The 14,864-nt window shown below is 59.3% G+C and carries 12 protein-coding genes; 11 read left to right on the top strand and 1 reads right to left on the bottom strand.

All coding sequences use genetic code 11. From position 1 onward, the window contains the following. Window positions 1–424: 424 nt before the first annotated feature. The 7 genes from nusG to FKM97_RS19415 all read left to right on the top strand — a co-directional run bounded on the left by nusG (window position 425) and on the right by FKM97_RS19415 (window position 9,506). Window positions 425–991 carry a transcription termination/antitermination NusG family protein gene (gene nusG, locus FKM97_RS19445; protein WP_144294100.1) on the top strand — a complete coding sequence of 189 codons (567 nt, stop codon included), beginning with the start codon at window positions 425–427 and terminating at the stop codon, window positions 989–991. 239 nt (window positions 992–1,230) lie between these two features. Beyond that, window positions 1,231–2,397, top strand: coding sequence for a sugar transferase (locus FKM97_RS19440; protein ID WP_144294099.1), 1,167 nt, complete (start codon window positions 1,231–1,233; stop codon window positions 2,395–2,397). 678 nt (window positions 2,398–3,075) lie between these two features. Then, a complete protein-coding gene (locus tag FKM97_RS19435) occupies window positions 3,076–3,879 on the top strand; it encodes a tyrosine-protein phosphatase (protein ID WP_205015195.1) in 804 nt (267 codons plus the stop codon). Beyond that, complete coding sequence (locus FKM97_RS19430; RefSeq protein WP_246105170.1) at window positions 3,876–4,661, top strand: polysaccharide biosynthesis/export family protein; 786 nt, start codon at window positions 3,876–3,878, stop codon at window positions 4,659–4,661. Before FKM97_RS19435 ends, FKM97_RS19430 begins: the two co-directional genes overlap by 4 nt. A 69-nt stretch (window positions 4,662–4,730) precedes the next feature. Then, window positions 4,731–7,103: a GumC family protein gene (locus FKM97_RS19425; protein ID WP_144294097.1), complete on the top strand. Its 2,373-nt coding sequence runs from the start codon at window positions 4,731–4,733 to the stop codon at window positions 7,101–7,103. Continuing rightward, window positions 7,069–8,238: a tetratricopeptide repeat protein gene (locus tag FKM97_RS19420; RefSeq protein WP_205015193.1), complete on the top strand. Its 1,170-nt coding sequence runs from the start codon at window positions 7,069–7,071 to the stop codon at window positions 8,236–8,238. Before FKM97_RS19425 ends, FKM97_RS19420 begins: the two co-directional genes overlap by 35 nt. Then, window positions 8,235–9,506 (top strand): O-antigen ligase family protein, encoded by a 1,272-nt coding sequence (locus FKM97_RS19415; RefSeq protein WP_144294095.1) that lies wholly within the window; start codon window positions 8,235–8,237, stop codon window positions 9,504–9,506. The genes FKM97_RS19420 and FKM97_RS19415 overlap by 4 nt, the downstream gene beginning before the upstream one ends. Here the strand turns inward: FKM97_RS19415 and FKM97_RS19410 are convergent. Beyond that, window positions 9,503–11,548: an NAD(+) synthase gene (locus tag FKM97_RS19410; protein ID WP_144294094.1), complete on the bottom strand. Its 2,046-nt coding sequence runs from the start codon at window positions 11,546–11,548 to the stop codon at window positions 9,503–9,505. The genes FKM97_RS19415 and FKM97_RS19410 overlap by 4 nt on opposite strands. 207 nt (window positions 11,549–11,755) lie before the next feature. On the opposite strand from FKM97_RS19410, the gene FKM97_RS19405 reads away from it, so the two are divergent. From FKM97_RS19405 to FKM97_RS19390, 4 genes are all read left to right on the top strand, one after another. Then, entirely contained in the window at window positions 11,756–12,268 is a 513-nt protein-coding gene (locus FKM97_RS19405) for a Dps family protein (protein WP_144294093.1), read from the top strand. A gap of 35 nt (window positions 12,269–12,303) precedes the next feature. Continuing rightward, window positions 12,304–12,768, top strand: a complete 465-nt coding sequence (locus tag FKM97_RS19400; protein WP_428977922.1) for a DUF4126 family protein — start codon at window positions 12,304–12,306, stop codon at window positions 12,766–12,768. A 116-nt stretch (window positions 12,769–12,884) separates the two neighbouring features. Next, window positions 12,885–14,219 carry a DUF2157 domain-containing protein gene (locus FKM97_RS19395; protein WP_144294092.1) on the top strand — a complete coding sequence of 445 codons (1,335 nt, stop codon included), beginning with the start codon at window positions 12,885–12,887 and terminating at the stop codon, window positions 14,217–14,219. Continuing rightward, window positions 14,216–14,782 carry a GDYXXLXY domain-containing protein gene (locus FKM97_RS19390; RefSeq protein ID WP_144294091.1) on the top strand — a complete coding sequence of 189 codons (567 nt, stop codon included), beginning with the start codon at window positions 14,216–14,218 and terminating at the stop codon, window positions 14,780–14,782. The genes FKM97_RS19395 and FKM97_RS19390 overlap by 4 nt, the downstream gene beginning before the upstream one ends. The last annotated feature ends 82 nt before the right edge of the window (window positions 14,783–14,864 follow it).

Here is a 14,864-nt window from a genome sequence, read left to right as displayed (position 1 = left end):
GTTGCAGAAGCAGTCCCGGTTCGGATCTCTGCCGCTTTATGGTGACGGCAATGTAATCCTCCGTCGCGCGCTGTTCCCTGGAGGATAACGCCTTCATTGCAAAATTGACAAAGTCGGATGTTGTCGTTATCGGCAATTTCTTGTAATATAAATGTATAGCTTTTATGAACATAACTACATGAACGACTGTAATGTAAGTACAAACATTGTTTACGGTCGTGATATTTTCCTTGTTGACCTTCTCTCTTAAGATTATTTACATGGAATACGACTCTCCCCGTTGGGTGTCAGGAAAACGGTCGCAGAGGCCGGGAATGAAGTTTCAGGCGGCCGATTTGTCTTCTTCTGGAGTGAAGTCGACGAGCGGTGGAGCCGTAACGGCCCGGGTCGCGCCCAGTTCAGCGGCCGCCGGTCGTGGAGATGGATGGGAATGTCTTTAGCGGAAGAGAGCATTCGGGAGAGAAGTCAGGGGGAATCGAGCGGCGGCCGATGTCGGCGCCGGTGGTACGCAGTGGGCGTCCACTTGGCTCGGGAGGAGAAGGCCGCGTATCACCTGCGCATGCAGGGCTATCAGCCCTTTCTTCCGCGGCAGATGAAGACCGTTCGCCACGCGAGGCGGCTTCTGACGCGATTCGCACCATTCTTTCCAGGATACATGTTCGTGCCGCTTGATCTGTCCCGCGACACCTGGCGCTCGATAAATGGCACCTATGGAGTCCGCTCGCTGATTATGCAGGGCGGCTTGCCGGTGGCTTGTCCCGTCGGCTTGGTGGAAAGCTTCATCGAGTTCGCTGATGACCGGGGATTATTGGATTTTAGTTCGACCTTGCAGGAGGGCGGTGCGGTGCGAATTGCGTCCGGACCCTTCGCGCAACTTGTGGGAAAGCTTGAACGTCTCAGCCCGGGAGGGCGGGCTCAGGTGTTGCTCAGCATAATGAACGGCGAAGTCTTGGTGACGCTTGAATCAAAAGATCTAGTCACAATAGCCTGACTAAGTCCGCCATGAAGTCGGTTTTTTTATCATCTCACGGGTGAGTCACCCGAGAGTGCGGTAGCTTTATCTCTGCGAACTAAGCGTTTCATTTCTAAAGAGCAGCGATTATATCGTCCTGAAGTGCATTGAGTATTGCCGCCGAAAATCTTGGAATTCGCAGAAAGTTCATCTCGCGTATTCGATTTCAGCTCATTGGGGGTTTTTGCTTCGCTATCGTGGCGCCTGCTCTTGTCAGAATGTCGCTCGATAGTACCGTTATTCTCCAGGCAAATCTCCAAACGACGATACTGGGCACCTTCCTTGCTCATGTCGCAGGCTTCTTTGCTTATCGCCGGATCGGCAATTTTCCTGGCGTCGCGGCGGCAGGCTATATCATCCCGACCTTTGCCATTACCTACGGCGCTGTCTTCCTCTCGATCTTTTTCTTCCGGCTCGACTATAGTCGGTTTCAGGCGGCGGCGAGTTTTCTGCTCTGCACCCTTTGGTATTTTGGCCATGGGGTGGCCGTGCGAGGCATCGAACCCTACCGGCTGGCGGTTGTCCCTGGTGGCGACGTCGAGAAGCTGGAAACGATCCCGGGCGTGAACTGGCTTCGTGTCACTTCGGCAAAGCTGAAGGTCCACGACATAAGCGGGGTCGTGGCGGATCTGCGCGCGAACCTGTCCCAGGAGTGGGTCCGGTATATCACCCAGAGTGCCCTTTCAGGCATCCCTGTCTTTCACGTCAAACAGGTACGTGAATCGCTCACGGGGCGCGTCGAAATTGAGCATTTGTCTGAGAATACCCTCGGCTCCTTGAGCCCCAATCATGCCTACATCAAGATCAAGCAGGCCATTGATTGGTTGACCGCAGCGATCGCGCTTTTGGGTCTTCTGCCGTTCCTGGCAGCCGTTTCAGTCCTGATCAGGCTGGACTCGCCGGGCCCGGTCTTCTTCCGGCAGGAGCGGATTGGCTATCGTGGCCAGCCGATCACCGTCTTCAAGTTCCGCTCCATGAAGGTCAGTGATGAGGAGGGCCACGACAGAGAGCGGGCCATCACCAAGGTCGGGGACGCACGGATCACCCGATTGGGCCGCTACTTACGAAGATCCCGTATCGATGAACTGCCTCAGCTGCTGAACATTCTTCGCGGCGAGATGAGTTGGATTGGGCCTCGCCCTGAGGCAGTGGTGTTGTCTCGCTGGTATGAGGAGGAACTTCCCTTCTATCCATACCGACATATCGTCCGCCCCGGGATCACTGGCTGGGCGCAGGTGAACCAAGGCCATGTCGCGGCCGTCGATGATGTTCTCGGAAAACTTCACTACGACTTTTACTACATCAAGAATTTCTCGCCATGGTTGGACGTGGTCATTGTCTTGAAGACTATACAAACAATAATAACGGGGTTTGGATCAAAATAATAGCAAATAGATTTATCTTGGGCTAATAAGAACAAATAACTCTAAATGTACAGGTTGGTGAATGTTGGTAGAAAATCGTCTAATGAGAAAAATCGTGTTGAAATGTGCCGTAACAGGGGCGGTTATTGTTTCGTCAGCACAACTTCTTAGGGCGGAGCCCGTGGATCCATGCATTTGCATACTCTCTCAGCAGCCCCGGGGCGCCGCGGTTGGCCGGATCAATTCTGTGAAGGGAGATGTGATGCGTTCGGAGGCAATGGGATATCTGCCCGTGGAGGCCCTGACGCCCATTTCGATCGGTAACCGCATAATTGTCGGTCAGCGGTCCTCTGCCACCGCGCATCTTGGCCGGGGCTGCTTCCTGGAACTACCGTCGGACTCGACGCTGAGGGTGGAGCAATCCCCTGGGGGCATTTGCGTTTCCATTGAAGCGGCCTCGGCGGATCCAAGACAACGGCCGCGACCTAACGGGTACGCGGCGGCGGCCCTGCTCGTCGGCGGAGGGGTCACCTGGGGACTCGTCCGCGTACGCTCTCATGATGAACGCGATTCCGTAAGCAAGTAATGGCCGCGGCCGCGACGAGGCTTGGATCACGGCGCTCGCCCGACCGGGCTGCCCCGGCAGGGGCCGTTCCTGCCATCTGTCCCGCTGTTTTCATTGACGACTGAGTTCCGGTGATGATCGACCTGCATTCTCACATTCTGCCCGGAATAGATGATGGCTCTCCGACACTGGCCACATCGATTGAGATGGCCCGGATGGCTGTAGATGACGGTATTACGCACATGGTGTGCACGCCGCACATCATGCCGGGGGTGTTTGAGAACACGACGTCCACCATCGAGCAAGCGACTGAGCACCTGCGATATGAGCTTTTGAATCGGGATATTCCGCTGGAGCTTTACGTGGGGGCGGATGTTCATATCGCGCCCAACCTTCCGGAGAGGCTTGCCTTTGGGGACGTTCCCACCCTCAACGGGACGAGATACTTCCTGTTCGAGCCGCCGCACCACGTTTTGCCGCCTCGGATCGGAGATCTTGTTGCGCGTCTGATGCGGCAGGGATTTGTGCCTGTTCTGACGCATCCGGAGCGGATGACGTGGATCGAGACTCATTACGAGATGGTGGTGCAGCTCAATGACCTTGGCTGCCTCCTGCAATTGACCGCCGAATCCATTACCGGCGCGTTCGGACGGGCCGCGCGGATCAACTCCGAGAAACTGCTGGCCGAGGGTCGGGTCGCTGTCGTTGCGACGGATGCTCACGGCACGAAGGCCCGTCGTCCCTGCCTGTCTCGAGCGAGAGCCGGTTTGGCGACGCTCGTTGGCGAAGAGGAAGCCGACAACATGGTCATATTCCGACCGGCAGCCATTCTGGCTGATGAGCCGATGCCGCAGATCTGCCGGCCGGAAAAGGCGCAGAAGTCTGGCCCTGAAAGGCAGGGAGTGCTGGACCGCCTCTTTTCTGGGGGCGCGTCATGATCATAGGCTGCGGCGCATTTTCTCGGATCATGCCTGTGTTCGTCGTGATCCTCTGTGTCAACTCTTTGGGCTGTTCCGCAAGGGGGCCCGAAAGGGTGGTTCTGGCGGGAGCCAATGCCGATGGCACGGTCCACCCTGCCGCGATTGGCAAAGGTCAGGCGGGCGCTGGTCTGCGGATGGTGTCCGAACTCCCTCCTCCTGATCACACCAATGGTGCGGAGCAACCCATCTCGGCCAATGATGTTCTGGCCATAGACGTCTTTCAGGTCGACAGCCTTGACCGCACCGTTCAGGTCGATGCGACCGGCAATGTCTCTTTGCCGCTGATCGGCTCGGTGGCTGCGGCAGGAAAGAGCGTTCGCCAGTTGGAGCAGGAGATCGAGAAGGCTTACGAGGAAGACTACCTGCAGTCGCCGGACGTCACGGTCTTCATGAAGGAGTCCGTCGGTCAGCGGGTGACGATGGATGGGGAGGTGACCAAGGCGGGAATTTATCCGGTCTCGAGCAATTCCTCTCTTCTCGATGCGGTGGCCATGGCCGGCGGCTTGAGCAACATCGCTGATCCCACCAAGGTCTATGTCTATCGCAGCTATGGCGGCAGCAGATTGGTCGCCAATTACGACGTCGATGCGATCCGCAACGGCGAACGATCAAACCCCAACATCTATGGCGGCGACGTGATCGTCGTGTTCACGTCCCAAAGCAAGGTGGCGATGAATAATCTGATGCAGGCTTTGGGCATGGCGACGAGCGCCACGCGTCTTGCGGTGATGCCGCTTTGAACCTCCGGCTCCCGATGAACTGGTTCCTCGTGAACTGTTTGGACCTGCCGCAACCCGCAGGGGTCGGCCATGTTGGATAGGCAGGGCCGCTATCCCGGGGCAGCGATTGGGGCGCCTGTGCAAGCCCTGCCGGCCCATCATGAGGGGCCGCGTGAGCTCGATGTTTATTATGGTCGGGAAGACACCGACAAGGAGGACAGGCTCACCCCCTTTAAAATCTTCCTCTATGTCGTTCGTTATCGCTGGCTGCTCCTGGTCCTCTGCTTGGCCGGCGTGGTGTGTGGCGTGGCGGTGACCATGATGCAGACGCCCCTCTACCGGGCCACCGCCCGCCTTGAGGTCTTGGTTCCCTCGGCAAAAGTGTTCCAGGATATGGAGGCGATCAGCGAAGCCAGTGACGTCAGGGCGTTCCTGACGGCGCGTGAGAAGCTCACCAGCCGCGCCCTGGCCCAGCGCGTCGCCTATGCGCTTCAATTGAGTGAGAAACCTCAGTTTCTGTTCCCCAAGGCCGAATTCTCCGTCGCGAACATCTTTTATAGAGCATTCGGGATGGGACAGCCCCCGACTCTTGAGGATCTGTCGTCGGAGCAGCGTGAAAACATGGCCGTGGGTCGCGTTCTTCATGGAGTCACGGCAAGTCTGGTCCAGGGCACGAGCTTGATCTCGATCACCTTCCAAGACCAGAGCCCTCTCTTTGCCAAGGACGTGGCCAACCAGATTGCCCAGAGCTTCATCGACCAGAGGGTCGACCGAACGAGCGAGACGTCGTCTCTGGCACGTCAGTTCATTGAAGAACAGGTTCTGCAGGTCAAGGACAAGCTGCAGAAGTCGGAGCAGGCGCTCGTCGAATACGCGCGCACGGCCGGAATCACCATAACCGGAAAAGAGCTTTCGCTGATTGGCGCCAACATCGAGACCCTGAACTCTGCATTGGCGACCGCGATCCAGGAGCGCTTGGACACGGGCCGTCTGGTGGCGCAGATCGATGCGGGCAGGGGAGGCAGCCTGCCGCAGGTGCTGGAGAGCGAAGGTTTGACGAAGCTGCGGGGGACCATCGCTGATCTCAGCGGCCAGTATCAGCAGAAGCTGGGCTTACTGAAGCCGAACTTCCCGGAAATGAAGCAGCTATTGGCCCAGATTGCAGAATTGCGTCGGTTGGTCGATGACGGGATCATGGCCATCCTTGATTCCATTAAGTTGAAATATCAGGAAGCAATCAACAAGGAATCCGACCTCCGCGCTAAGCTCATTGATATGGAAAAGCAAAATATAGAATTTAACGATAAAAGTATAAAATACACGATCCTCCGGCGTGAGGTCGATTCAAATAGGTCTCAATATGAAAATCTGATATCGAAAATGAACGAGGCAACAATAGGCTCTGAGCTCAAAAGTCAGAATGCTGCCATTGTCGATCTTGCGATAGCGCCATCCGCCCCCTTTTCTCCGAGCATGTTGAAGAACGTTGCAGTGGGGTTGGCGCTCTTCATGTCGCTGGGAGCCTTGATAATCTATGTCCTGGAGATGATGGACAATACATTCACCAGGCCTGAGCAGGTAGAGAAAGAGCTTGGCCTGACCGTTCTCGGCATTCTTCCCAAGAGCGATGATCGGGACCTCGGGGCCAACGTTACGGATCAGAAATCAGCCCTTTCCGAGGCTTACCGGTCCCTGAGGACATCTTTGCAATTCTCGGGTGCCGATGGTGTTCCGAACACCCTTTTGGTCACCAGCGCAGAACCCTCCGAAGGAAAATCGACCACATCATTCAAGCTCGCGCAGGATTTCGCGATCCTGGGTGCGAATGTTCTTGTGATTGATGCCGACATGCGAAAGCCTAGTCTACACCGCCTGTTTGGGTTGAGTAATATTCTCGGCCTCAGCAACATGCTGACCAATACTGTTCGAAGGGAAGATGTTCCGGGCATCTTTCGCTCGACCAAGTTCGATAATGTCACCGTGCTGACCTCCGGAACGATCCCTCCCAATCCGGCTGATCTTCTTTCCTCTCCCCGAATGGCTTCTCTCCTCGACAGTCTCACCGGGAGCTTCGATCTCATCATCATTGATGCTCCGCCCGTTGTCGGTCTCTCCGATGCACCCATTTTGAGCCGGTTGGTCGAGGGTACGCTGATGGTGATTTCAACAAATCAGGTAACCCGGAAATCCGCCAAGGCCGCGCTGAAGCGCTTGCGCGCCGCTGGTGCGAGTGTGGCCGGCGCGGCCATGTCCAAATTTTCGATCAGCAAGTTCGACTATGACTACAAACATCTGAATTACCAATATTACGCCTATGGGGCCGAGAGGGCACAATTGGACGATCGGGGGGAGCATGGCTCAGATCGGAGGGTCCGCGGCAAGCATTCGGCGCTTTCTGACCTTGTTCGTCGCCTTCGGCTTTATCGTGATGGCGTTGTTGATCGGGCTCAGTCGAAGTCTTGAGCGGATCGAGCCGTCTCTGGCTCTCACCCTGGATCCGCTGAACGTCGAAGCCCTTGTCCTAACGGCGACGGAGCAGTTGAACCGATCCGAACAGCCGTCGGAACTGCGGGGACTGGATGATCGGTTGCGCTCTGCCTTGCCGTTTAACGTAGGTGACGCGAGACTGTATAGTCTGGTCGGTGAAGTCTTGTATCGTACCGGGCAGACGGAAGAGGCTTACCGATACTTTGATCACGCCCTTCAACTGTCGAAGGCGGAGATTCACGCCCTTCAGCGAAAGATCGTCAGGTCGATAGAAGAGGCAGACGTGGCCTCCGCGGTCGGCGGCATCAATGTGTTGTTGCGGCGCTGGCCTGAAAAATTCGACGATGTGGCGGGAGCCTTTCCCGCCATTCTTGCAGACCCCGACGGTTACGCCTCCATCCGTGCTGCACTTGTGGCCAATGTGCCGTGGCGGCTGTCCCTCCTTCGGTCCCTGGGCCGCGATCCGGCCACCACCGACGAGGCAAGTCGTCTCTTGCTCGATCTCAGAAGTTCCGCCGCCCCGCCGACGCCCGATGAACTGGCACTCGTCTTGGCCAGTTACGTCCAGCAGAAACGGTATGAGACGGCTTACCGGGTCTTTCTGTTTACTCTGTCGGAGCAGGAGAGATCCTCTGCCGGCTATGTCTTCAACGGCAGCTTTGCGCCAATCTTCTCACGCCGCCCCTTTGACTGGAGTTTCCCCCGTCAGTCCGGCTTTGAACTGACGTTTCTGCCGCCCGGCCGAGAGACGGGGGCAAAACTCCGCTTCTTTGACAAACCGGTAAAGGGTGTTCTGTTGCAGCAATATCTGCAGGTTCCACCAGGCCGCTATCGTCTTCGGGTGAATGTCTCTGGACGAGCCCTGCATTTCCCCAAAGATCTGTTCTGGTCGCTTCAATGCGCGCATTCGCGGGAGGAACTGGGGAGGCTGGAGATTCCCGAAGGGTCCTTCGCGACACAGCCTCTTGAGTCGAGTTTCGCCGTCGGCCAGGCGGATTGCCCAGCCCAGATCCTCCGACTGAGCAGTGGCCTGACGACGGACAGTTGGCTCTATCGGTTCTCCGGTGAACTGACGATGAGCGATCTGCGGATCGAGAAGCTCGCCGAGTGAGCCTTGGTCGTGCAGAAGGCTCCAAATATCTTCTGGGATTGGGGCTTTTGCTGGCATTGCTCGTCGGCGGAGGAACCGCGTCTGGTCTCTACACGGATCTGATGATTCAGATCTGGGTTCTCGTCGCGTCCGCCGGGGTGCTCTATGGCACGCCGACCCCCGCCCTCGATCGAAAACTCCACTGGCTGTTCCTTGCCATAGCATCGCTCTTTGTGCTGCAGCTTCTCCCCTGGCCGAGCGCATGGCTCGCGCCGCTGCGTGCACCCCTCTTGTCCGGCTTATCCCCGCCCGATGGACCGCGCTTCGGCTTCATCAGTTCAGCCGTCAACCGCACCCTCGAATGTGCTGTCTATGTGGGCGCTGGCCTCGGCATGTTCTGGGCAGTCCTGAAACTTCGGCCCGATCAGGTGGTCGGTTTGCTGCCATTCTTTTTCATCGGGGTGATCTGTAATCTTCTGGCTGCGACAATCCAGTATTCCTTGGCCGAGGACGTATCGGTGGAAGGCTTCCTGCCATTCACGATCAAGGCGGGTTTCTTCGCCAACGTGAATCACTTCTCGTCCCTGATCTACGTGTCCATACCGCTGATGATCTTCTATGGCCTCTCGAAATCCTACTACCGCGCGACCCTGCTCCTTCTCGCGACGATCTTGCTGTTTCTGCTGGCCGCGGGGTCCCGGGCTGGCGCCATCCTGGGACTGCTCATCACCCTCTCGGCCGTATTCCTGCTCTCTGCGCGTTCGAATCTGAGGGGTGTCGTCGTGGTCCTGGCATTCACGCTGGTCTCCCTCTATGCGATCGGCGTTTGGTCCAAGCTGACAGTGGAAACCTTGGACCCCGAATTTGGGCGCACGGAATTTGCGAGCACGACGGTCGCGGGCATAAAGGAAAACTGGCCCGTCGGAGTGGGCTTTGGCACTTTTCAGACCGCCTACCAGCTCTATGAGAGAGGCGACATGATCTTCCAGCCCTACGTCAATCATGCCCATAACGAATACTTGGAGTTGACCTTCGAGGGAGGCGTGCTCACCGTCGTTGCGATCCTTGCCTATCTTGTTCTTCTATTCCTCAGATTTGTTCAGATCCGCGGCAATCCTCTGCAGCAGGCGGCCTTTTTGTCCCTGCTGTTCATCCTGCTTCATTCCCTCGTCGATTATCCCTTGCGGACCATGGCGCTGTTCCTGACCTTCAGCGTCCTGAATGGAATAGTCTTTCATCGGGGCTTCGATCGCCAGGGTGAACCGGCCCAGAAGGCGGCGTTCTCCTAATGGCTGGGCACGTTCCGGGCGAGTTCCTCCAGCCAGACTGCCGCATTCCCATCCGAGGGTGCCCGCCAGTCGCCTCGCGGCGACAATGACCCGCCTGCCGCCACTTTGGGTCCATTCGGCATGGCCGACCGCTTGAACTGGCTCATGCCGAAGAAGCGTTCGATGAACACCTTCAGCCATTGGCGGATCTCAGCCAGCGAATACTGCCGCTGCCTTTCCTCCGGAAACCCGACGGGCCACTGGCCTCGGGACTTTTCCTCCCAAGCCATGAGGGCCATGAAAGCGATCTTCGAGGGGCGGTAGCCGTAGCGGAGCGTATAGAACAGAGTGAAGTCCTGCAGTTCATAGGGCCCGATTTTTGCCTGCGTGCTCTGCGGCGCCTCTCCCGGCGCGACGGGGATCAGCTCTGGGGAAATTTCCGTCGCCAGGATGGAGTCCAATATGCCGGCGACCGCCTCGTCCTGAAACTGCCCTGAACGGCCGATCCACCGGATGAGATGTTGGATCAAGGTCTTGGGAACGCCGGCATTCACATTGTAATGGGACATCTGATCGCCGACCCCATAAGTGCACCATCCAAGCGCCAGCTCGGAGAGATCGCCGGTGCCGATCACGATGCCGCTATGGTAGTTCGCCAGCCGAAAGAGATAGTCCGTTCGGAGGCCTGCCTGCACGTTTTCGAAGGTGACGTCGTAAACCGGCTCCCCCATCCCAAAGGGATGGCCGATGTCGCCGAGCATCTGTCGCGCGGCGGGTTTGATGTCGAGTTCGGCGGCGGAGACTTGCAACGCGGCCATCAGTTGGATGGCATTCGTCTTGGTGCCTTCGGAGGTGGCGAAGCCCGGCATTGTGTATGCGAGAATGTTGCTTCGGGGCAGTCCGAGTTGATCGAAAGCCCGCGCCACCACGATCAGCGCATGCGTTGAATCCAGCCCACCGGAAACGCCGATCACCGCCTTTTTCACATTGATCGCGCGGAGCCGCTGCGCGAGGCCGGTGACCTGAATGCTATAGGCTTCATAGCAGTCTTGCGCGAGCTGAGCCGGATCTGAGGGGACGAAGGGAAAGCGCTCGACAGTGCGATGAAATCCGCTGTCTTGGATTGGCGGCGCCAGCTCGAACGCGACCCGCCGATAAATTATGCCTTGGGAGAGATGTCGGGCATTGTCGTCGAAAGTGCCTTGGCGGGCGCGTTCCTGAACCAGCAGGTCGAGGTCGATATCGGCGATGACGACCTCGTCTCCGGCCGGAAAGCGCTCGCCATTCGCCAGGAGGGCGCCATTCTCGTGGATTGACACTTGTCCGTCCCAGGCGAGGTCGGTGGTCGATTCACCAGCGCCGGCGGCCGCATAGATATAGGCTCCCAGGCATCGCGCGGACTGCGATCGGCACAGGGCCTCGCGGGTTTCGGCCTTTCCCACCGTGATGTTGGAGGCCGAAAGGTTTGCCATGACGGTGGCGCCTGCCATCGCCGCATGCGAGCTCGGCGGCACCGGCACCCAGACATCTTCGCAAATCTCAGCGTGAACCGTCAGCCCTTGTTGGTCGGACGCATAGAAAAGCAGGTCGGTTCCGAAGGGGACTGCATGGCCTGCGAAGGAGGCCTCTTCCCCCGTCACGCCGGCGCCGGACGCAAAGTGGCGATGCTCGTAGAATTCGCGATAATTGGGCAGATAGCTTTTGGGAACGATCCCGAGCAGGCGTCCGCGATGAATGACGAGCGCCGCATTGTAGAGCCGGTTGCGGAAACGAACGGGGGCGCCGATCAGCAACAGCGGCAGCAGCTCGCGGGATGCTTCGATGATCTGTGCCGCCGCGTCTTCCACCGCGTTGAGCAGGGCCTCCTGCAGCAGCAGGTCGTCGATCGCATACCCTGAGAGGGTGAGCTCCGGAAACACCGCCACGGCGACGGATTTCTCGTGCAGTTGCTGGGCAAGCCGCAGGATCGACTTGGCGTTCGACTTCGGATCGGCGATCGCGCAGCGATATGTGGCTGCTGCAACCCTGGCAAATCCGTGCGAATAGAGCGAACGAAACGACACAGCGAACTCCACGTGAAAAAATGCCCTCTGGCCGGGCTTATTACAGTCGAAACACGCGACTGCGCTATCGGGTTCACCACGCATTTCCTGTGCGACACCCTCTGAGCCGCCATTCCACATCGTGCCATTTTGCAAACGCGCCGCCACGGCGAAAGATGTCTCCACGAGCTCCGTTCATGCTGCCGCCATCGATGAAGGAGAACGTCTATGGATCAACGCCTCGCACATGAACGCCGTCAAGCCGATCTCAGAACCCCGTCCGGTTTCAGCAGCAATGCCGCTCAGGACATCTCCGCCTCCCTGACGGCGCTGTTGGCGGACATGTTCGCCCTGTACCTGAAGACGAAGAATTTCCATTGGCACATCTCGGGCCCGCATTTCCGCGACTACCACCTGATGCTCGACGAGCAGGGCGAGCAGATCTTTGCCACCACCGATGCCATTGCCGAGCGCGCCCGCAAGATTGGCGGCACGACTGTGCGATCCATCGGCCACATTGCCCGGGTTCTGCGCCTTCTCGACAATGATGCCGACTTCGTCACTCCCGAGGACATGCTGGCTGAGCTGCGCGACGACAACCGTCAACTGGCCGACCTCCTGCGCGCAGCCCATGCCCTTTGCGACGAGCATAATGATGTGGCGACCGCGAGCCTCATCGAGCAGTGGATCGACGATGCCGAACGGCGTACATGGTTTCTGTTCGAGGCGACGAGGCGGTAAAGGGCCGCCGGTCCGACCAGGCTACGGTATTGTAGATGATTGTTGCATTGCTCTCAGTCCTCATGGGGATGATCGCCGGCCTGAGGACCATGGTGGCTGCCGCTGCAATATCATGGTCGGCCCACCTTGGCTTTCTGGATCTCAGCCAGACGTGGCTTGCCTTTCTCGGCCATGCCTGGACCCCCTGGATCTTCACTCTTCTGGCGCTCGGCGAGTTTGTGGGCGACCAGCTCCCCTCCACGCCGAGCCGCACGGTTCCCCTGCAATTCGGCACCCGCATCGTCGTCGGCCTCGTGGCTGGACTGGCGATCGGCCTCGATTCCGGCGTCCCGGTCTTGGGCGGAATCGCCGGGGTCCTGGGCGCCGTGGTCGGGACTTTGGGTGGAAGCGCGGTGCGAACCAGGATGGCGGAGCTTTTCGGCAGCGACCGCCCGGCGGGCTTCCTTGAGGATGCCATAGCCGTCGTGCTGGCGCTCCTGGTCACGGCAACGCTCCCCTGATCGGACTCGGGTGTCCAGAGCCACCTGAAGTCTCATCAGCAATCCCGCTTCACAAGAATGGCGCGCCCGAGTAATGCTTGCGCACGGGCCCCGAGGGAACAGCTGGTGTTCCGGCGATGCCCGGTTGGAGACATGCCCTGCTTGTCAGATCCTACCGGAAGCGTCTGGCCGCCGATCTACCCCAATGGCGCGCCCAGGGTTGGGTGACGGAGGAGGGGGCCGCCGCCATATTGTCTGCGGCTGCAGCCGAGCGCTCCACGCTGACCGTCTCCAATCTCGTCGCGATGTTGGGCGCTCTTCTTCTGGGGCTCGGCGTGATCACTTTCATCGCCGCCAACTGGGAAGATTTTCCCCGACTCGTGCGCCTGATCATGCTGGTCACGGGCCTGGGTTTGGCTTACCTGATAGCCGCGATCCTGAAGCAGCGTGACCTGCCGGCCATGGCTGATGCGGCGGTCCTGGTGGCCGGCCTTGTCTTCGCGGCGGCCATTGCTCTGGTCGGCCAGACCTATCATCTCTCGGGCGAGTTCCGCGATGCGGTGCTGCTCTGGATCGTGGGCTGCCTTGGTGCGGCCCTTCTCACGCGTTCGGTCGCCGCCACCGTGCTGAGCCTGGCGGGGATCTGCTATTGGGCATGGGAGTGGACCGTCGATGCCGGCATCGCTCCCCACTGGCCGAGCCTCGCTGTGCTTGTCGCCGCCGGCGCCCTCTCGGTTTGGCTGAATACGCCGATGACCCGCAAGGCGTTCATCGTGGCCCTTCTGTTCTGGCTCGCCATGACCCTGATTGCAATGGCTGAAGCGCTGGACTGGTCGGCGGCGGGAGCTCTCTCCTTGGGGGCCGCACTCGCACTGTGTATCTGGAGCCTGGCCTCCCTGCTCACCGCTGGACGCTTGGGTGGCCGCCTGGGCGATCTCGGCGAAGATCTGGTCTTGCCCGTGATGATCGCGCTGTTTCTGGCGGTATTCTTCATCCAGTTCGCGGCCGAGGTCCACGACGGGGCTCGCCTGGGGTGGCAATACTACGCTGCGGCTGCTGTGGCGCTGGGCGCCCTCCTGTCTTTCTCCGCGTCCTATCGCGGCGCGTTTAATGGCGCCCATGCAGGGCTTGCCGTCGCTGTCACGGCGAGCGCGGTCGCCTTCTGTTGGTGGCTCGCTGATGCGCATCGCGTCGTCGATCTCTGGCCGAGCCTCGCCATCGGTGTCGTCGTGCTCGCGACCGCCCTGTGGATGGTCGGCATTGCCGATAGCCGCGCCGGTCGATTCGCCCATACCGCGGGTCTGGTCGGCTTTGGCGTTGAGGTTCTGTATCTCTACGTCGTGACCCTCGGCACCCTCATCGACACGGCTCTCGCCTTTCTCGTCGGCGGCATCTTGCTTATCGGCCTCTCGGTTCTGTTGCTGAAGATGGACCGTTGGCTGAGGGCGAAGCCAGGAAACGCAGCCACATGAAGCGACTTCCGATATGGGGCTTCGTTGCCGCCTTCCTGTTGCAGGCTGGCCTGCTGGTCTACATGGTTGCTGACCGCGCCGTCCTCCTGGCCGAGGGCAAGGAAATCCGGCTTGCGGTGCGCCCCGTTGACCCGCGCGACCTGCTGCGCGGGGATTACGTCGTCCTCAGCTACGATATCTCCCAGCTCGATGCCGCGAAGCTGGGGGGGGCCGACGACTTTGAAGCCGGCTCCACGGTCTACGTCTCCCTGCGGAGCGACGGGGAAGTCTGGCAAGCCTCCGCCATGAACTCCGAGAGGACCGACGATGGCGCCGGAGCCGTCCTGCGCGGAACCATCGACGGCAAGATCAGCCCTCCGGGCTGCAGCGATCCCTGCAAAGCCTACCGGGTGACCTACGGTCTGGAGCAGTTCTTCGTCCCTGAAGGCAAGGGCAGAGATCTGGAGCAATTGCGCAACGATCAGAAGCTCGCCGTGGACATCGCCATCGACCCGGACGGCCGAGGTGCCATAAAGCGCCTCCTGGTCGACGGGCAAGTCCGCTACGACACCCGCCTGTTCTGATCCGGAATCCCGGCCTCCCGCCGCATTCGCCGGCGCATTTCTTCGCCGGCCCCTGCGGCACGACGACCGTCAGCGAATTCCC

This window comes from Rhodoligotrophos appendicifer (assembly GCF_007474605.1).
GTDB classification, from domain to species: domain Bacteria; phylum Pseudomonadota; class Alphaproteobacteria; order Rhizobiales; family Im1; genus Rhodoligotrophos; species Rhodoligotrophos appendicifer.
This window is presented reverse-complemented; position numbering and strand designations above follow the sequence as displayed.